Genomic DNA, 19,842 nt, shown 5'->3' with positions numbered 1-19,842 from the left:
TTATTTTGGTACGCTTACTTTAATAGTAAATTGATCAGATTCCATATTAATTTTTTTGACACTGTATCTCAATGTTTTGTTTCGACTATACTTATTCAGGTCTAGTAAAATTGTCTTTTTATGACTGTTAATACTAACCCATTTTGGAATTTTATAGTGTTCCCTCACATAAGTCATCGCAAAGGGAATCGGCAAATTAAGTCTACCAATGTTTAACCCCTTTGCTTTTAATAACACATTACCCTCCTTAGTTTTTTTGGGGATGAAATTAATTGCAAAATTAATATTTTGTCCTAAAATTTTTTGCTTTCCACTGATAGAAGCAAATTTACCAATCTTAAACATGTATTTTTGTGCTTTGCCTTTTTGTAGACGACCAAGATAGTTTGCTGCCAGTGCATTAATCTGACCCTTATCTAAATTAATTTCAAATTGTGCTTCGCTAGGTTTAAAAGAGCCTTGTTCTTGATTTACCGGTGGCTGCGCTGTAAGTTGTGAATAACCGTATCCACCCAGTAAAACAATTACAACAAGTAACCCAATAAAAGCCCAACGCCACCAATTTCGTTCTTCTCTTTTTTCTTCGGTTTCCACTCGTGACTTACGATTCATAACTAGTTATCCGCTCCAATCCAAGAAATATTTTTGCGCAAACTTTTATACAATGCAGTCGTCATTTGTTGGTAACCCCTTTTATTTGGATGAAAATTATCCACATCTGAGATATATTTATTTGCTTCCGATTTATTTGATTCAATATTTTCAATTTGCTGCAACGATAACTCTCCATCATTAGCTGATTGATTTTTGGTTAATAACGCCGCACGTTTAGCTGGCGTATCATATTGCCCGTCTGATAGCGTTTTATTAATGTCAATAAAGTGCGCGCCTGCTGTTCCATTAACCACATTTTTAGTTGTCCCATTCCAATTTGAAACAGTTTGATTAATTAGGCTAACATTTGAAAAGTAAACGTAGAACGGATTATAGATACTAAACACAAAAATTGGAGCAGTAAGATTATACTTTCGAATAGAACTCATTAAAGTTAATAACTTTTGTTTATACGCAGTTTGTGCAACAGATAGACGTTGCTCGGCACCATTAGTAGAGCTAGTAAACAATACTTTTTGGAAATTTTGAAACAAATCATTTCCTCCAACCGTCAAAACAATAATATTAGCTTTTTTCAAATTAGTTTGAAGTTTTGCCTCATTGCCTATTCGCTTATTAATTTGGTCTGACCGTTCCCCAGAGATACCGTAATTATGCGTAACAATCTTTAAATTTTTTTGCTTTGAAAGCTTGTCTTTTATCTGTCCAACGTATCCATGTTCAGACTCGTCACCAACTCCGTATGTCAGAGAATCACCAATTGCAACAATATTTGCTGTCCTCTTTTTAACTACTAGTGAGGTTTGGGTTTTATTTCCCATGTTTCGGTAGAAGTAATAACTCGAAACGGCAATTAATCCAATAACAAGGCAACCTATAACTAACCAAATCCTTTTTTTCATTCTAATTAAACCCTTCAATGCAATAAATAAGCTTTAAACTTTTACTTAATTTACCAAAAAATAAAATAAATTCTCCTATATACCAGTAAATCCTAAAACAACATGCAAAATATTTGTTTGAAACAATTTTAAAATACCATATCAATTATTGAGGTAAAACTATATTTTTACTATTTAAGTGTTTCTTCAGCCTTAGTAAGTACTGGATCAGTTCCCGAAAGCTTATCGATAATTTTGTTTTCAATCTTTTGTTTTGTCTTATTATTCACAATTCCGTCTGCCTCAATGGAATTATCTTTCTGGAATTTAATCACGCCTTGTTGCAATTTACTAGAAAATTGATCCGTGATATCTCCTGAGTAATCACCCAATCCTTTCAAAGCAATCGAGAGATTCTTGATTTCTGTGGACTTCTCACCCTCTTTTAAATCATTATTCTTTGAAAAAGGTGGTAAATATGCCATTTTCGGATAATCTGATTTAATTGTGGGAGTCAGCCCTTTTTTATTTATCCAAGTTCCATCAGGTGTTAACCACCTAGCAATTGTTAATTTCAACTCACTATTGTCTGTCAAATTAGATACCGTTTGCACGGTCCCTTTTCCATAGCTTTGTGATCCGATTAACTTTATACCAGCAGACTGGTTTAAAGCTGCAGCAAATATCTCCGCAGCGCTAGCGCTCTCACCATTGATTAGGACAACTGCCGGTTTGGTAACTTTATATCCATTATCTAATTTTGAGGATGCCTTATAGACTTCCTTATTACCAGACCGATCTTCAACCTGCATAATAGTTTTACCATTTTTTAGAAACATAGAGGACATTTTTAGAGCCTGATCCATTAATCCGCCAGGATTATTTCGCACATCTAAAATATATGAATTTACGCCCTCGTGATTCAGCGATTTTAAAGCAGTTTTAAGTTCACTTGCTGTATTCTGCGAAACTGTGGAAATACTAATGTAGCCAATTTTAGAATTCTTAATAACTCTATAATTAACAGTTTTAACTGGAATTTTAGCTCTGACCAGTGTTTTTTCAAATTTATGTCCATCGCGATCAATTCCAACAACAACTTTTGTTTTAATTTTACCACGCATTAGATCAGTAACATCCGATATGTTCTTGTCCTTTACGTTTTTACCATCAATACTAATTATAATATCTCCAGCCCTTAAGCCAGCTCTTTTTGCAGGTGTTCCATCAATGGCAGACATTACTGTAATCTTTCCATTCTCACTTGAAACTTGAATTCCAACTCCACCAAAGGAACCTGAAACTGTATCGTTTAATTGAGTTGCATCAGAATTCGTTAGATAATCCGAGAAAGGGTCGTTTAACTCTGATAACATGCCATTAATTGCCCCTTTTTTTAATTTGTTCCCGTCAACTTTTTTATAATATCCACTTTCAATTTGCTGATAAACGCTAGAAATCTGTTGAATATTTTCATTACTTTCCTGGTTGCTCTTGATTGATTGCCAGAACAGCAAAAAAATTAACCCTAATGTCAAAACACCCCCTATGATTAGTGAAATAATCATATTTAAAATTGGCCGTTTTCTAATTAAATTACGCATTAAATTCAATTCTCACTTTCTAAATACATTTGCCACGCATCATCAAAAATAGACATGCTTAACAGATAATTTCCATTCAATTCTAAGTATTTACTTAGTTCATCAAATGATTGTGCCTGTTTTGGAAAACTCTGGTCAAAAAACGCGTTATTGGCAAATGTTGCAACCTCTTCCGTTGACTCGGGATTTCTTTGAGTCATTAGATATTGATAAAAACTCCGTCTCATAAATTCTAAACTCCTTAAATATAAAAATCAGAGTCAACCGGCTGAACACCATGACTCTGAAAAATTAACTATTCTTCGGTAAAATACATTAAGCAAAATGCACCCATTCCAGCATGAGTAGCAATAATTGGAACCGTTTCCCTAACACAAATTTGATCTTCTGGAAAAAATTGACCAACATGAGATTTGATATCATGAACCATATCAAAAGCTTCTACATGTGATATACCAACTGAAGCAATCTTTGAAGCATCTTTCATCTTGGTATATACACCATCGTAAAATTTTTTCAAGGATTTCATACCCCGTCCTCGATTTAAAACTTTTAATTCACCGTTTTCAACTTGTAGAACAATTTTGATGTTTAATAATCCACCAATCATTCCACTCAATCGTCCTAATCTCCCACCTTTAACAAGGTTTTCAAGATTGACAACACCCATATATAGTTTTGTATGGTCCCGAACGAAACGAGCACGTTTGAGAATTTCCTCTTTACCTGCCCCAGCCTGCGCTAATTTTGCTGCCTCAATTACTTGAAATGCAAGGGCACGATCCGTGTACTGACTATCAACTACGGTAACATCCGTTTTACTCAGGGTAGCAGCTTGTTCAGCAGCATGAACCGTTCCACTGATTGCCTCTAGCATGTTAAAACAAATAACACTACTACCATCTTCACCCAATTTGTCAAAAAGGTCTACAAACCGACCAAGGGGCGGTTGACTAGTTTTAGGAAGAGAGGCTGACTTATCCATCTTTTTAATAAATTCCTCGTTCGAGATTGTTTCGCCCTCAACGTAAACTGTGTCATCAATCATCACTGATAGAGGCACAATTGAGACGTCATATTTAACTTTCTCTTCCTCCGTAATTCCACAAGATGAATCAGTTACAATCTTAATTTTTGCCATCGTCTGCCACTCTTTCTAAATATTCATACTATTTTAATTATACCAAAATCTAGTAAGCGTTCACACTCTAATTTACTTCCGCTGCCAAGTTTGAAACTCATGGGCAATCGGTGTATCAACTTCTTTTTGTTCAATCAATTTATATTCACTAAGATTGAATTCGGGAGCAAAAGTATCACATTCAAAATCCGCCTTAATTTGAGTCAAATATATTCTATCGGCTAAGTTACTAAATTCTTGATAAACTTTTGAACCACCAATCACAAAAAAATCTTGTTCAGCGTGTGTATCAATATATTCTTCCACTTCATCCATTGAGTGAACGAATTGAAGATTTTCCTTATCAACATATTGTTCAAAAGCTCTCGTTATTACAATATTTTGCCTATTCCTTAACGGTTTTCCGATTGATTCAAAGGTTTTTCTTCCCATGATGACGCTGTGACCTGTAGTTGTATCTTTAAAAAATTTAACATCATCTGGTAAATGCCAAGGAATAGTATTATTTTTTCCAATACCACGCTTGTTATCCATTGCAACAATTAATGCAATCATGATAAATCCTCCTTATACTGCTACTGGCGCTTTAATAACAGGATATGGGTCGTAATTTTCAACAACGATGTCATCAACCTTGTAATCAAAAATATTTTCATGGGTATTTTTAAAAATGAGCTTTGGTGCTTTTTTAGGAGTACGCATCAGTTGTTCTTTAACTTGTTCAATATGGTTCAAATAGATATGTGCGTCCCCAATTGTATGAATAAACTCGCCCACTTCAAGGCCAGTTGCTTTTGCAATCATCTCTGTTAAAAGAGCATAGCTTGCAATATTAAATGGTATTCCTAAAAAAATATCACCACTTCTTTGGTACAATTGACAACTAAGTTTCCCATTTGCAACATAGAATTGGAACATGGTATGACACGGAGGAAGTGCTACTGTTGGCACATCTTCTGGATTCCAGGCAGATACGATCATTCGCCTTGAATTTGGTGTTTCCTTGATCATATTAATTACATTGGCAATCTGATCAATTGTATCCCCGCGTCGCGTTTTCCAAGCCCTCCATTGACTACCATAAACATCACCTAAATCTCCAAACTTATTAGCGAAATCATCGTCATTCAAAATGTTATCATTAAAGATTTTCATCTGGGCGCGATATTCGTCTCTGAACGCAGAATCCGTCTGTGATCGATGACCAAAATCGGTCATATCCGGTCCTACGTAGTCTTCGCTCTCAATCCAATTTTTAAATGCCCACTCATCCCAAATATGATTCTTATGTTCTAACAGGTATTTAATATTGGTATCACCCTTAAGAAACCACAGCAGTTCACTTTTAATTAATCCAAAGGGTACTTTTTTGGTTGTTAAGAGTGGGAATCCCTCACTTAAATCAAAACGCATTTGGTATCCAAATGTGCTTAAAGTTCCAGTATTTGTCCTATCCCCTTTTTGATTACCATGTTCTAAAACATATTTTTCTAAATTCAAATATTGATCTTCTAGCATTCCGCACCCCTCTTATTGTTCAAAATCTGCCAGATACTCCCATCGATCCATTTTTTCAGATAGTTCTAAGTTAATCTCATTTAACTCATTTTGCAACTCAGAAAGTTTACCATAGTCAACACCGGTTTCACCCATCTGATTTTCAATTCTTGATTGTGTTTTTTCTAGCTTAGCAATGTCACCTTCAATTAACTCCCATTCTTTTTGTTCCATGTATGTTCGTTTTTTCACTAACGTCTTAACTTTGCTATTTTCCTTTTTTTCACTAACATGACTTTGAGAAAGATCGCTTTGTTTAGCCAGATAATCTGAAATTGACTTTTGATAATTGAGTATTCTTCCATTTCCTTCAAAAATCAAAAGACGATCACTGGTTTTATCCAAGAAATAACGGTCATGCGAAACTGTTAAAACAGTCCCATTAAACTTAGCCAAATAATCTTCTAAAACGGTTAAAGTTGGAATATCCAAATCATTAGTTGGTTCATCTAACAATAAAACGTTTGGTTGCTCCATCAATATTTTAATTAAATAGAGTCGCCTTTTTTCTCCACCTGACAACTTACGAATTAAGCTTCCATGCATGTTGCTTGGAAAAAGAAAACGTTCCAATAAACTCGCAACACTAATTCGTTCGCCTTCAGAATTAACAACCTCCTGTCCAACCTTTGATAAGTAGCTAATAATTCGCTCGTTACCCGGAATCGGTTCTGTTTGTTGTGTGTAATATCCTAAGTGAACAGTTTCCCCCAGCTCAATTGTTCCCTTATCGAGAGAAAGTTTACCAGCGATACTATTTAAAAAGCTTGATTTTCCGGCTCCATTTTCACCTGTAATACCAATTCGTTCACCCGCCTGAATCAGCTCAGAAAAATCAGATAGAATTGTTTTATTATCAATAGTCAATGAAGCATTTTTAATATTAATTACCTTTTTACCCAGTCTGCGTTGTGCAAAATCAATTTCAACGTTATCTTGGTTTTGAATCGAGGCATTCACATTATCGCTTAACTCATTAAATCGGTTAATTCTTGCCTGTTGCTTTGTTCCACGTCCTTGCGGCCCGCGTTTCATCCATTCTAATTCGGATTTATAGAGCTTTTTCGCCTTAGTTTGACTACTAGATAATTGCTCATCCCGAATTGCCTTTTGTTCCAAATACTTTTGATAATTTCCCTGGTATTCAATCAGGTCACCAAATGATAATTCCCAAATATGATTTGTAACACGATCTAAGAAATAACGGTCATGTGTGACCAATAAAATAGCTCCGGGATAGTTTTTTAAATATGTCTCCAACCACGTAATTGAATCAAAATCCAAATGATTAGTTGGCTCGTCCAAAATTAGTAAGTCAGATTTTTCTAATAATGCCTGTGCCAAAGCTACTCGTTTCACCTGTCCACCAGATAAACTGTCAATAGGACTGTCAAGGTTTCCAATGTGCAACTGCGTTAGAATCGTTTTAATGTCACTTTCTGTATTCCACGCGTCCAAACGATTCATCTCAGCTTCAGCATTATTAAATCGCTTAATAACATCATCTGATAACGAATTTGCTGCATATGCATTAACAGCGTTCTCATAGTTATTTATGGCAGCAAAAACGGGTTGATCACCATTATAAATGGCATTACGAACAGTCATATCTGTGTTGAAATCTGGAGTTTGACGCAAATAGGATATTGAGTAATCGTTTGGAACGATTATCTCTCCAGAATCTGCTGGATCAACGTTAGCAATTGCATTTAACAGATTAGTTTTACCTGTTCCATTCATACCAATTAATCCAATGCGGTCTTGTTCATTAATAATAAAATTAATTTTGTTAAAAAGTGTTTTTTCACCATAAGTTTTTGTTAGCTTTTCAGCTTTTAAAGTTTGCATTCTATAATTCCTTTATTGTCTTTGCGATTTCAAGTAGTTTGTTCTTTTCATTGGCAACCATTCCATCAATCACTTGCTCTTTAAGTCGTTTAAGGATCACTCCCATTTGAGGACCAGGTTCGGCCAAATCATTTAAAATCAAATCATTACCAGTAATCGCCAATTCTTTATTGCTTTTAATAGTTAGTTTTTCATAGTCCTTCTTATAATTTTTTACATCCATTTCAAACAAGCCACTGATGTGCAGTGCATTTTCAAGATTCTTTTCCCCGGTATTAAATAATAATTGATTATTGATTCGATTACTGCGCATTCCCTCTAGGAAGAAGACCGTGTCTTGAACATTTTGAATTAATTCGTTGGAGGTTTTCCATTTTTTTAAAAAGCTATGAATTTCACTAGCTTTCTGTTTCGTAGTAAATAATATTATTGACCAAAGTTGCACGGTATTTTCAATATTAAGGAACTTTTTATCTGACAAGTCATTGAGGGCCTCTGTAATAACCTTAGATTCTGGTATAAATTCCGTCATATGTGATTCTAGCATTTCAGAAATCCCAATACTAGGATCTTTTCCCAGCATCATTTTTTCGAATTCAACTAGGATTCGTTCAACTGCAATTTTTTTCAACAAATGACTATTTTTAGTAATTGCGTCAATGGTATTTTTTTCAATTGAAAAATCAAGTTGACTCGCAAAACGAACAGCCCGCATCATTCGTAACGCATCTTCGTGAAACCGTTCTTCCGGATCTCCTACTGCTCTGATCATATGATTATTAAGATCTTTGATCCCACCAAACAAGTCGATTATATTGCCATCTTCACTTAATGCCAATGCATTAATCGTAAAGTCTCGCCTCTTCAAGTCCTCTTCAAGCGATCTGACAAAGGTTACATTATCAGGCCGACGAAAATCTTGATAGGCTCCTTCAGTTCGAAAGGTTGTGATCTCATATCCAGTTCCATCGTCGATTACCATAACTGTTCCGTGTTTAATTCCAGTATCAACAGTTTTTGGGAAAATTTGTTTAATCTCAGTTGGATAAGCACTCGTTGCAATGTCAATATCATGCAGAGGCTTGTTTAAGATTGAATCCCGAACGCTTCCCCCAACAAAATATGCTTTAAATCCAGCATCATTGATTTTTTTTAAAATTGGTCGTGCTTTACGAAACTCTTCGGGAATTTCAGTTAACTTCAAAAAAACCACTCCTTTTTTTACACCTCTTCAATATTAACAAAATCGGCAGTTATTTTAAATCACAACCCTATGTTATGATTATTAGCATGATTAATTGTTGGAGGTAAAAATATGCAAAAAGATGAATCACTTCGTCTGATTGATTTTGTTATGATTACACTTGGTTGTTGTCTCTACGGTCTTGGTTTAGCAGTTATTAACATTCCTAATGATCTTTCAGAAGGTGGAGTTACAGGTATTACCCTTATTTTAAGGGCGCTTCTTCACATTGATCCAGCGTTCTCCACGCTGGCAATTAATATTCCGTTAATTTTTATTGGATATCGTTTTTTAGGTAAACGTTCTCTGATTTATACAATTTATGGAACCTTTGCCCTTTCGTTTTCATTATATATATGGCAACGTGTTCCCATATCGTTAAATATTCATCATGATATGTTTATTGCCGGTATTTTAGCTGGTTTAGCAGGCGGTTTTGGTAGTGGGCTTGTATATCGTTTTGGCGGAACGACCGGCGGAACGGACGTAGTTGCGAAGATATTTGAAAAAGAACGTGGGATTCCAATGGGACAGACTCTATTCGCGCTAGATGCTTTGGTTCTAACAGCATCCCTTTGCTATATAGACGTAGTTCACATGATGTATACTCTCCTCGCAGCCTATGTTTTCTCTAGAATTGTTAACTTTACACAAGTAGGTTCATATTCAGACCGTGGTCTCTTAATTATCAGTAGTAACCCCGAATCAGTTGCTCAGGCTTTAATGGACGAACTTTTAAGGGGTGCTTCTTTTATTCATATACAGGGTGCCTATTCTAAAGATGAACGGGAAATGGTTTACTGTGTTGTTGCTTCAAATGAACTGCAAGTTGCTAAAAGAATAATCAATCGAATTGATCCACAAGCATTTACGTCTATTATTGATGTAAACGAAGCACTTGGCGAAGGATTTACCTATGATTCCCCTACCGGAAAACCTGCTCGAAAATAATAACGTGGAATAAAACAAAGTAATACCCCCAAAGCTATAAACTAACTTTGGGGGTATTACTTTATTTTCTGCTCTATTAATTAAAAAACATCGACATCCAAAATATTAGAAGGTAGTTCGTTAAAGTTGTAAGAAGCTAAGTTTTGAATCCCATCCCCACGGAAGAATGTAGCATAACTACGCGCTAACATTAGATTCATTTTTTTAGATTCATCAAACTGGACCAAAACGACTGGGACTCCGTGTTCAAAGGCCATTCCAATTTCAAAGACGGTTCCTGGATCAGATATGACCTCATCCCCGTCTTTTGAATAATCAAGAACGGCTACCACAACATCAGCTGTCCGAACCTGTCGAATATCACTTTCAAAAACACCAACTTGCCAACGAAATGATCCAAATTTTTCACTTTCCATTTGATGTTGCATTGGAACAAAAATCCTATCAGAATTGACAGTGTCATTTTTTTGAAGCAGTTCTAGTACCTGATTAATTCGATTGATTTGGTTATCATCAAAAAATGGACCAGCCAAATAAATTGATTTCGTCGAAGTCATAGATAAAATACCGTCCTTTTTAAATTTTAGTACATTACCAATATAACACAATTAAAATAACTCTTTGAAATCAGTAGCGTTAAACTCTAATTGTTTTTCCTTCTCAGCACAGTAAAAAATTTGATGCTCATCATTAATTCCACACACAGCGAAAATTGTTCTTTCATTGAAACTTGTAACTAGCTTTATTTTAAGTTCCTTTGCTATGGTCTGTTTTAAATAATTTTGTTGGTCAACAAAAGATTGATCGTCAAATTTGGAAAACAATCCTGTCTCATCCCAAATTTTGGAGGTTCGCATAACTTCCGCTGCTTTTTTATTGAACTTTGGTGACCAATCTTTTACTTTATACTTGTTTGAATTAATCATACCTTAATATCCTTGCTCCTCATACTGCATTAACTGGTCCTGCATCTCAATATCTTCGGGTTCCAACAATACATATTTTCGTAGTTTCGAAACTGCCTTTTCAACTTCACCCTGTTCAATCAAAAAAGTAAAGTAATCTTTCAGGAAGACTGCGTTGTCATCCAAGGCATCACCAACAGCTTCAAATGACTCGCTTGCTTGGTGAATATCGTCTTGATGCCATGATGCGATCGCGTAATTCCATTCAAGTTGTGGATCCGTAAACTCGACATTTTCTAGGATCTTTAATGTATTTTGATAGTTATCCTGTCGATTCAAAAAATCAGTTAATCTAATTAAAATTTCCACATTTTCGGGATCAGTTTGATATCCCTTTCTCAAAAATTCTTCGACTTCGTCCACCTGTTGTAAATGTTCAGCCATTGTAGCGGCCTGCAGATACAAATCAATGTTGTAACTGTCAACCCCAAGCCCTTCCTGCGCAGCCTTCAGGGCATTCTTCCAATCCTCATCTTCCGCATAAGTTTGAACAAGATAGGGATATACAGAAGCAAAAGTTGCATCCATTTCTATAACTCGTTCAAAAGCTTCACGAGCACGTTCGTTTTCTTTTAACTGTAAGTACGTTAATCCAGTTTGAAAAAGGATATTTGGCGTTAAATCCTTCTCGTGAATTTGGTCAAAATAAGCGATAGCAGTTTCAAATTTACCTGCTGCTGCATATGAATTAGCCAATCTTTCAACCAAATTTGTTTGAGCAAATTTAGGAATTCCACGTTGAATTAAATCTAGATAATATTTTGTAGCCTGCTCATAATCTTGCATATTGTTGTACAATTCAGCTAAAGCAAAAACAATCGCTGGTTCATCAGGGGCTATTGAATATGCTTCTAATAGCTTACTTTCTGAGACCTCAAACAATTCCTCAGTTTGATATAAATCAGCTGCAACCAGCAGCGCCTGAAGATAATTTTCCGAATCTGGATCTACACTATCTAGTAGTTCAATTGCCTCATCGTTTTTTCCTTGATCAATTAAAATTTCCGCTGAATCAATTTTAAACTCAGAATCAGCAGGATATTTTTTCATTAATTTTTGATATATCCTTAATGCTTTAGTATCATAGCCAATTGCAAATAATTCTCCAGCTAAATTGTAGATGGTTTCATCATCATCTTTACGCAGTGCCCAACTAAATAATCGATTATCCTCTTCAATATCACCAGATTCAATAGCATTTAAAGTTTGTTCAGAATATGTTGTATTATTCATTTTAAATTATCATGGCAAACAAAAAGCCAGCACAACCGAAGCTATGCTGACTAAAAAGTTCAGAAATCACTATTTAACAGCATCTTTCAATGCTTTACCTGGTTTGAAGGCAGGAACCTTACTTGCAGGAATTTCGATCTCTTTACCAGTTTGAGGGTTACGGCCCTTGCGAGCTGCACGTTCACGTACTTCAAAAGTACCAAAACCGATCAATTGAACTTTTTCGCCCTTCTTCAAGTTATCTTGAACTGAGCCAAATACTGCTTCAACAGCAGCTGTTGCATCTTTTTTAGTTAAACCTGTTTTCTTAGCAACATTATCAACTAACTCTGCTTTGTTTGCCATGTGTTTCACCTCCCGATTTAGAATATCAAAACACTAAAGTCTTGAAAAATCATTTTTGAGTGGTCCAAAAATGCTGAAACAATAAGCGCGTCACTATTATTTCAAATTGAAATATATCATAGAAAACACTATAAAACAAGCCTTTTAGAGCGATTAACACCAAATTTGTACGCATTTTATGTCAAATAAATTTATTTACGACGCCTTTCAATTAAGTGAACTGGTGTACCCTCAAAATCAAAAGCAGCCCGAATTTGGTTCTCAAGAAAACGTGCATATGAAAAATGCATTAAATCCGGATCGTTAACAAAAATAACAAATGTAGGCGGTTCCGTGCTAACTTGCGTTGCGTAATAAACACGAAGTCGCTTGCCATTCTCACTTGGAGTTGGGTTAATTGCAATTGCATCCATAACAACATCGTTCAATGCTGATGATTGCACTCGCCTTGAATGGTTAGTATTAACCCTTTTGATTAGCGCTGGTAACTGTTCGAGCCGTTGCTTTGTTTTAGCGGATACAAAGACAATGGGGGCATAACTTAAATAAGCAAACTCAGATCGGATTGTATTTTCAAAGTCTTTTAATGTATGATTGTCTTTTTTTAATGTATCCCATTTATTTACAACAATTATGATCCCACGACCTGCTTCATGCGCATAGCCTGCAACCCGCTTATCCTGCTCTCTAATACCCTCCTCGGCATTCAAGACTACTAGGACTACATCACTGTTATCAATTGCTTTCAATGCTCTAATAACACTATATTTCTCTGTATTCTCGTAAACCTTGCCTTTTTTTCGAATTCCGGCTGTATCTACCATTACGAATTCATCATCGTCAACTTGAAATCTTGAGTCAATTGCATCTCTGGTCGTACCCGCAATGTCAGAAACAATCACCCTATTTTCTCCTAAAATTGCATTAACCATTGATGATTTACCAACATTAGGACGTCCAATTAAACTAAAACGAATCGCAGGATCATCAACAACCTCTTCATTGTCAGGAAATTCAGCAATTACTGCATCTAATAAATCTCCAGTACCCAGTCCATGACTACCAGAAATAGGATACGGATCACCTAATCCTAGACTATAAAAATCATAAATTTCTTGTCTCAATTCAGGATTATCAACCTTATTAACAGCTAATATAACTGGCTTTTTTGCTGTATATAGAATTTTTGCAACGGCCTCATCAGCGTCACTCACTCCTTCTTTTACACTAACAATAAATACAATTACATCTGCTTCATCAATCGCAATCTCTGCTTGACTTCTAATTTCTTCTAGAAATGGTTCATCTCCCAAATCAATTCCACCTGTATCAATCAAATTGAAAGGATGTCCTAACCATTCTGAATGTGCATAAATTCGATCTCGCGTCACACCGGGTGTATCTTCAACGATAGAAATTCGTTCACCCGCAATACGATTAAAAATCGTCGATTTTCCCACGTTAGGTCTACCAACAATTGCAACCGTTGGATTTGCCATAATTCTTCCTCCAAGTTCATTTATAAATATTTTTCACTTAAAATTTAAAAGGCCGGAAAAAACAAATGTTTTTTCCCAGCCTCTTGATTTAAATCAATTATTCTTTATCAGAGCCTTTTAATTCGTTACCAATCAAATCACCTAGTGTGAACCCTGATTCTTCTTCAGGAGCATCATTAGCGATATTAACTGATTCATTATTGGATGAACTAGTGTTATCACCCTTAGGAGCCTCTTCAAGTGCCTTAATTGACAATGCTAGACGGTGTTCTTCTGGACGAACATCCAAAACCTTAACCTTAACATCTTCGCCAGACTTCAAAACATCTCCAGGCGTAGCAATATGTTTATGTGAGATCTGAGAAATATGAACTAGACCTTCAACTCCTGGAAATACTTCAACAAAAGCACCAAAATCAGTTAAACGTTTAACTTTTCCGTCCAACACAGCACCAACAGGAGCCTTTGTTTCAATGTCATCCCATGGTCCAGCTAGTGTTTGTTTAATTGAAAGTGAAATACGATTCCTTTCTGGATCTACAGACAACACCTTAACTTTAACATCCTCGCCAACTTTGAGGACATCTTCAGGTTTGTTAACTCGTTCATATGAAATTTCAGAGATATGGACTAAACCGTCCATACCACCAAGGTCGATAAATGCACCAAAGTTAGTTAAGCGGGCAACTTTACCTTCTACAATATCACCCTCGTGAATTGAGTTAAGTACTTCCTCACGCTTAGCAGCGCGTTCCTCATTTAATACGTCTTTATGAGATAAAATCAAACGGTTTTTTGTGGCATCAATTTCAATGATTTTAACCTTTAAGGTTTTACCTTCATATGCTGAAAGATTATTGACAAAACGATTTTCAATCATTGAAGCAGGAATAAAGCCTCGAACACCAGCATCAACTACTAGACCACCCTTAACAACTTGGGTAACTGGCACTTCAAGTGTTTCATTGTTGTCTTCTTTAGCCTGAATATCTTTCCAGATTGCTTGAGCTTCAAGACGTTTCTTTGAGAGTAAATAACTTCCACCCTCTTTATCGTTTCCAATCTTAGAAATGACTACTAATTCTAATTCATCACCAATCTTAGCAACTTCATTAATATCATCAATATGCTTATTTGATAACTCGCGAAGTGGTACGACCCCTTCGACACCAGCACCTTGAATTCCAACAATTAATTGACGAGAATCATCAATGTCTAAAACTTCACCAGTAACGACATCACCAATTTGAACATCACCAACGCTATTAATTGCGTTTAATAGATCATTATTTTGATTAACATTATTTTCGACCATCTTAAATCGTCCCCCTTTAGAACACTACCCTTATATAATATCTAAATTTGTCCAGAAAAGCTAGTTCAACAGTAAATTAACTCTTTTTCGCAACAATTTCCAGAATTTTAGCTACAACCTGTTCAATATTCATTGATGTTGTATCAACTTCAATTGCGTCATCAGCTTTAGTTAGTGGTGAAACTTTTCTAGTTGAATCTTTTTGATCTCTAACTGCAATTTCTTGTTTTAAAGTCTCAAGATCAGTAGTGATTCCCTTTTGAATATTTTCTTTATAACGGCGTTCTGCTCGCTCATCCACACTTGCAATCAAAAATATTTTTACCTGTGCATTGGGTAAAACAGTACTACCGATGTCACGTCCATCCATTACAATTCCACCATTTTCAGCAAGCTTTCGTTGGTCAACAGTGAGTCGCTTTCGAACACCTTGGAGCGCCGCAATTGTTGATACTGAATTTGTAACCTCAGGTTGTCGAATTTCTTTAGTAATCTCTTGGTTATTAACGAATACTTTTTGAACAGGCTCTCCAGGAATAAAAGTTATTTTAGTGTCACTAAGCATTTGCATAACTGCTTGCTCATCTGTCAAATCAATTCTATCTTGAAGTGCCTTGTAAGTGACTGCACGATACATAGCCCCGGTATCACAATATATATATCCTAGTTTTGCTGCTATAATTTTGGCTACCGTACTTTTTCCAGCCGAAGCGGGACCATCAATTGCAATTTGTAAATCTTTACTCATTTATCTAGCTCCTATCTCACCCTTAATTGTTGACCAGGTTGAATATCTGATCCAGAAGATAATCCGTTTAGTTGAAGTAATTCTTGTACTGAAATGCCATTGTTTACAGCTACGCGGTATAAGCCTTGACCTGCCTGAACTGTGGCATATTGATTATTACCATTGTTTGATTGAGTATTATTACTACTTGTTGGTTCATTACTACTTTGTGAATTTGTAGATTGTTCTTTTGTGTTATCAGTGGTATTGGTTTGCGAGGAAGATTGATTACTACTTGAACTTACACTGCTTTCACTTGCCGAACTGTTTGAACTGCTTTTTTTGTCTGTGTCTTTAGTTTTATCGGCTTTTGATTTATCATCCTTACTTTTATCGGATTCTTTTTTCTCACTCTCTTTAGAGGATGCCGCTTTCTTGGAAGAAATAGCAACAGAACTTGACGATTTTGATGCAGTATTAAAACTACCTCGTTGTGCCATGTATGTCGCAATCGAACCGATTGCCAGAATAGCCACAACTCCTGACAGTATCCATACTAGTAGAGAAGATCTTCGCCGCTTTTTCTGGTATTGAGATCTTGATGATGCATCGTCAGTCTGTGAAGCCGCCTCCTTTGAATCATCAAAAGAATTATTCCATAGCTGATCATTTTTTTTACTCAAAACTCTTCCTCCTTCAATTCATTCGAGTATGTATTTTACAGTATTTTTAATAAAATAACTATCGTAACTTAACGACTGTTAAATAATTTTAATAATGCGCGTTTCCATGATAAAACAGATGACAATTGCTTCTTTTCATGTCTTTCAATAAAGCGGATTGCACTAACGTTTACTTCATTTGAACAGCATAATTTAATTTGATTATGTTGATAACCAGATTCATCAAATGCATGCAATAAATACTCCCGATGACAACCATTTGTATGAATAAACTCTAACATTTTGCGAATTTCTCGTCGTTGCTGCTCTTGTTGCTGTTCAAACACTTTAAGCACGTCCTCTTTTTTTAATCCTTGCTCAGAATAGTATCTTAGTAGCTCATTTGAATTTTTACCTTCAAAATAGCTTTCGATAACTTCCTGTCCAGGAATTGAGAAACTAGACAAATTTTGCGGTATATTCTCGTCGCCAGTTTGATACAACAATATGGAAATAGCCTGCTCTCCATTTCGACCTGCTCTCCCAATTTCTTGCACAAAGCTTTCAATGTTGCCGGGCATATGGTAATGAATTACAAAATGAATATTATCCTTATCAATCCCCATACCAAAAGCACTGGTAGCACAAATTACGTCAATATTATCATTTATAAACTGGTTTTGTATTTTGAACCGTTGATAAGTATCCATCCCAGCATGATACGCAGAAGAAGAAAAATCTGTGTTCTCATCAATTAATTCGGAAACTTGATTGGCTATCTTCCGACTAGAAAAATAAATTATTCCTCCTCTGGGTAATTCACGTAGGAGACGTAATAGTTCTTTATTTTTGTTGTCATTCGTTGACAAATTATCAAAATTCATATAAATATTCGGACGATTTACCGACCGAATAATAGTGTTCACATCTACAAATGATAAATTTAAATATTGAATAATCAAACTACGAGTCTCTTCACTTGCAGTGGCTGTTAGCATGAGGGTTAGCGGATTTTTTAGCTTTTTCCTTAGTTCACCAAGGCGTAAATAATCCGGTCTAAACGACGGTCCCCATTTTGGAATGCAATGTGCTTCATCAATTACAAGCAACCCCCATCGAACCGAGCGTAATTTTTCTTGGACTTCTGGCTTTGCCGCCTGTTCAGGTGAAATAAATAAAAAACGGTAGTTAGAAAGATGATTTAGCGTTTCCTGTTGCACCTGATAAGTTTGTCGAGATGATAAATCAGCAACACGTGACTCACCACTAAGTCGTATTCGAGCAACTTGATCGCCAATTAAAGAAAGTAATGGAGAAACAATAAGCACTGGTACCTTTAGTAATTCGCCATAAAATTGATAAATTAAGGTTTTCCCGGCGCCAGTCGGTAAAATTGCCAGAGTATTTCTCTTATTTAGAAGTGAGTTAATTACATCAAATTGTCCCTCTCTAAAATGATTAAAATTAAATTTTTTTTGTAAAAATTTTTCAAGTTCTTTTTTTGTCAAGATAATTAAGTTGTCCTTGCTTTATTTGAGCTAGTCTGAAAGAAAAAAAAGAAACCGAAGCATCTTTTTGCAATACCATTTGATATGTCCACTCATCTGGTTTCTTAGAGTTCAAATCAAACTCATCTAAAAATAAATCTAAATCTATAAATTTTTCAAAGGGGAAATCTGCTTCAAGAATGGCAGCCATCATTAAGTGCTCACGTACCGTATTCTCTTTTATTCGCCGCAAACTTGCAATTTTAGGAATTTCAGTACCGTTCTTAAAAAGATTCCACGAAATTAGCGCACTATGTGTCAACTTACTACTACTTTGAACAGGAGTAATCAACGCTGAAAAAAGGGGGAGTTTTTTATTTTCGACGATATTAATAACCTCTAAAAATGTCTCTCGAATTCGAAAATCAATTTCAAATGCTGCAATATTAAGAGCCCTGCTTAATTGTTCAGTTGTTAATCCAACGTGCTTATGTCCTACGAATTGGTTGAAAAGTAGTACAGAGTTTTCTTCAGGTAAATTTGTCCCTATCACTGTTAATTCAGATTGAAATTTTGCCACAAATTCGCTTATGTTGTCTTTAGTTTTTACATGATTCAACCAAATCTTAATTTGCCACAATAACTCCATATCATCAATCGATGGAGAGTAAAATTTATTTTGGAAACTTAATTCCGAAACCACTTGAACTGCTAACTCAATTAACTGAATTAATTTATCAAAGTCGAAATACGACTGTAGACCATGCTCAACATTTGAGGAAACTATCTCAAGGTTTGCACCTCTGATTAACTTATTATCCCCTACCTTCAATAAATTACCAGTTTCAATAGCCTCACGAATTATTTGTGAGTACTCATTCAGTTCTAAATGGGGATAATAACGCCAGAAGTCTAGTAAATTATACTGCTGTGCCCAAAATAAGTTTGAAACAGTGCTTACCCCTCGCAAGACATTATAAATATTTTTTTGCCGACGGGGTTGTTGCTCATCGAAAAAAAAGAGTAGAACTTCTCTACTTAGCATTTCTCATAACCTGCTGTTTTAGCCGATTTACTTCATTTAATTTTAAAGCGCGCCATTTTCCTGGTTGAATCCCATCAAGATTCAAAAAGCCATAGCTTTCACGTTTTAATTTCATAACTGGTTTATTTATAACTTGAAACATTTTTTTTACTTGATGATTGCGCCCCTCATGAATCGTTAAAGAAACCAATGAAGTTTTTTTGACGTTATCAGTGCTGATCAAACTTGCTTTTGCCTTTGCTGTTTTACGTCTATCAATTACTACTCCTGCTTCTAATCGCTTTAAATCGTCAGGAGTTACAATACCACGAACCTTCGCCTGATATGTTTTTTCCATTTTAAATTTAGGATGCATTAATTGATTAGCTAACTCACCGTCATTTGTCATCAAAACAGCACCTGACGTATCGTAGTCTAGACGACCTACTGGATAAATACGTTCATCTACATCTGGAAAAAAGGTCATAACAGTTACCCTATTCTTTTCATCTTTTACTGATGTTATAACACTTCTTGGCTTATAAAGTAGGTAATAAACTAACTTTTCACGCTCAACCGGTATACCATCAACCATTATTTCATCATGTGGCGAAACCTTTGTTCCAAGTTGACTAACTTTTTTTCCGTTAACCTTTACATGTCCTGCCAAAATTAACTCTTCTGATTTTCTTCTTGAGGTAACACCAGCATCTGCCATTGCCTTTTGTAATCGAATTTCATTCAT

Annotated in this window: 21 protein-coding genes; 1 reads left to right on the top strand and 20 read right to left on the bottom strand. The window is 35.5% G+C overall.

Annotated elements, in window-relative coordinates; all coding sequences use genetic code 11:
- From PECL_RS04405 to PECL_RS04365, 9 genes are all read right to left on the bottom strand, one after another.
- Entirely contained in the window at positions 1 to 612 is a 612-nt protein-coding gene (locus tag PECL_RS04405; protein WP_014215387.1) for a YpmS family protein, read from the bottom strand.
- Positions 613 to 614: 2 nt separating this feature from the next.
- Positions 615 to 1,517, bottom strand: coding sequence for a GDSL-type esterase/lipase family protein (locus PECL_RS04400; protein ID WP_014215386.1), 903 nt, complete (start codon positions 1,515 to 1,517; stop codon positions 615 to 617).
- Positions 1,518 to 1,687: 170 nt separating this feature from the next.
- Positions 1,688 to 3,100: a S41 family peptidase gene (locus tag PECL_RS04395; protein ID WP_014215385.1), complete on the bottom strand. Its 1,413-nt coding sequence runs from the start codon at positions 3,098 to 3,100 to the stop codon at positions 1,688 to 1,690.
- Between the two features lie 5 nt (positions 3,101 to 3,105).
- Positions 3,106 to 3,327, bottom strand: a complete 222-nt coding sequence (locus PECL_RS04390; protein ID WP_014215384.1) for a YozE family protein — start codon at positions 3,325 to 3,327, stop codon at positions 3,106 to 3,108.
- Between the two features lie 68 nt (positions 3,328 to 3,395).
- On the bottom strand, positions 3,396 to 4,241 hold the full coding sequence (locus PECL_RS04385) for a DegV family protein (RefSeq protein ID WP_014215383.1): 846 nt from the start codon (positions 4,239 to 4,241) through the stop codon (positions 3,396 to 3,398).
- A 72-nt stretch (positions 4,242 to 4,313) separates the two neighbouring features.
- Positions 4,314 to 4,796 (bottom strand): dihydrofolate reductase, encoded by a 483-nt coding sequence (locus PECL_RS04380; RefSeq protein WP_014215382.1) that lies wholly within the window; start codon positions 4,794 to 4,796, stop codon positions 4,314 to 4,316.
- 12 nt (positions 4,797 to 4,808) lie between these two features.
- Complete coding sequence (locus tag PECL_RS04375) at positions 4,809 to 5,759, bottom strand: thymidylate synthase (RefSeq protein WP_014215381.1); 951 nt, start codon at positions 5,757 to 5,759, stop codon at positions 4,809 to 4,811.
- Positions 5,760 to 5,771: 12 nt separating this feature from the next.
- Positions 5,772 to 7,646 (bottom strand): ABC-F family ATP-binding cassette domain-containing protein, encoded by a 1,875-nt coding sequence (locus PECL_RS04370; RefSeq protein WP_014215380.1) that lies wholly within the window; start codon positions 7,644 to 7,646, stop codon positions 5,772 to 5,774.
- Between the two features lies 1 nt (position 7,647).
- Entirely contained in the window at positions 7,648 to 8,850 is a 1,203-nt protein-coding gene (locus tag PECL_RS04365; RefSeq protein ID WP_041534608.1) for a CCA tRNA nucleotidyltransferase, read from the bottom strand.
- Between the two features lie 111 nt (positions 8,851 to 8,961).
- On the opposite strand from PECL_RS04365, the gene PECL_RS04360 reads away from it, so the two are divergent.
- On the top strand, positions 8,962 to 9,840 hold the full coding sequence (locus PECL_RS04360) for a YitT family protein (protein ID WP_014215378.1): 879 nt from the start codon (positions 8,962 to 8,964) through the stop codon (positions 9,838 to 9,840).
- Between the two features lie 80 nt (positions 9,841 to 9,920).
- Here PECL_RS04360 and PECL_RS04355 read toward each other — a convergent pair whose 3' ends face one another.
- From PECL_RS04355 to PECL_RS04305, 11 genes are all read right to left on the bottom strand, one after another.
- On the bottom strand, positions 9,921 to 10,397 hold the full coding sequence (locus tag PECL_RS04355) for a nucleoside 2-deoxyribosyltransferase (RefSeq protein WP_014215377.1): 477 nt from the start codon (positions 10,395 to 10,397) through the stop codon (positions 9,921 to 9,923).
- A gap of 51 nt (positions 10,398 to 10,448) precedes the next feature.
- Complete coding sequence (locus PECL_RS04350; protein WP_014215376.1) at positions 10,449 to 10,766, bottom strand: hypothetical protein; 318 nt, start codon at positions 10,764 to 10,766, stop codon at positions 10,449 to 10,451.
- Positions 10,767 to 10,769: 3 nt separating this feature from the next.
- On the bottom strand, positions 10,770 to 12,038 hold the full coding sequence (locus PECL_RS04345) for a tetratricopeptide repeat protein (protein WP_014215375.1): 1,269 nt from the start codon (positions 12,036 to 12,038) through the stop codon (positions 10,770 to 10,772).
- Between the two features lie 69 nt (positions 12,039 to 12,107).
- Positions 12,108 to 12,383 carry an HU family DNA-binding protein gene (locus PECL_RS04340; RefSeq protein ID WP_014215374.1) on the bottom strand — a complete coding sequence of 92 codons (276 nt, stop codon included), beginning with the start codon at positions 12,381 to 12,383 and terminating at the stop codon, positions 12,108 to 12,110.
- A gap of 191 nt (positions 12,384 to 12,574) precedes the next feature.
- Positions 12,575 to 13,882 carry a ribosome biogenesis GTPase Der gene (der, locus tag PECL_RS04335; protein WP_014215373.1) on the bottom strand — a complete coding sequence of 436 codons (1,308 nt, stop codon included), beginning with the start codon at positions 13,880 to 13,882 and terminating at the stop codon, positions 12,575 to 12,577.
- A gap of 97 nt (positions 13,883 to 13,979) precedes the next feature.
- Entirely contained in the window at positions 13,980 to 15,197 is a 1,218-nt protein-coding gene (gene rpsA, locus PECL_RS04330; protein ID WP_014215372.1) for a 30S ribosomal protein S1, read from the bottom strand.
- A 76-nt stretch (positions 15,198 to 15,273) separates the two neighbouring features.
- Positions 15,274 to 15,945: a (d)CMP kinase gene (gene cmk, locus PECL_RS04325; RefSeq protein ID WP_014215371.1), complete on the bottom strand. Its 672-nt coding sequence runs from the start codon at positions 15,943 to 15,945 to the stop codon at positions 15,274 to 15,276.
- A gap of 11 nt (positions 15,946 to 15,956) precedes the next feature.
- Positions 15,957 to 16,607 (bottom strand): LysM peptidoglycan-binding domain-containing protein, encoded by a 651-nt coding sequence (locus PECL_RS04320; protein WP_014215370.1) that lies wholly within the window; start codon positions 16,605 to 16,607, stop codon positions 15,957 to 15,959.
- A gap of 68 nt (positions 16,608 to 16,675) precedes the next feature.
- Complete coding sequence (locus PECL_RS04315; RefSeq protein WP_014215369.1) at positions 16,676 to 18,094, bottom strand: RecQ family ATP-dependent DNA helicase; 1,419 nt, start codon at positions 18,092 to 18,094, stop codon at positions 16,676 to 16,678.
- Positions 18,075 to 19,118 (bottom strand): YpbB family protein, encoded by a 1,044-nt coding sequence (locus tag PECL_RS04310; RefSeq protein ID WP_014215368.1) that lies wholly within the window; start codon positions 19,116 to 19,118, stop codon positions 18,075 to 18,077. Before PECL_RS04310 ends, PECL_RS04315 begins: the two co-directional genes overlap by 20 nt.
- A complete protein-coding gene (locus tag PECL_RS04305) occupies positions 19,108 to 19,842 on the bottom strand; it encodes a pseudouridine synthase (protein WP_014215367.1) in 735 nt (244 codons plus the stop codon). Before PECL_RS04305 ends, PECL_RS04310 begins: the two co-directional genes overlap by 11 nt.

The sequence above is a fragment of the Pediococcus claussenii ATCC BAA-344 genome, from assembly GCF_000237995.1.
GTDB classification, from domain to species: domain Bacteria; phylum Bacillota; class Bacilli; order Lactobacillales; family Lactobacillaceae; genus Pediococcus; species Pediococcus claussenii.
The sequence above is the reverse complement of the archived record's forward strand: the minus strand, read 5'-3'. Positions and strand labels throughout refer to the sequence as shown.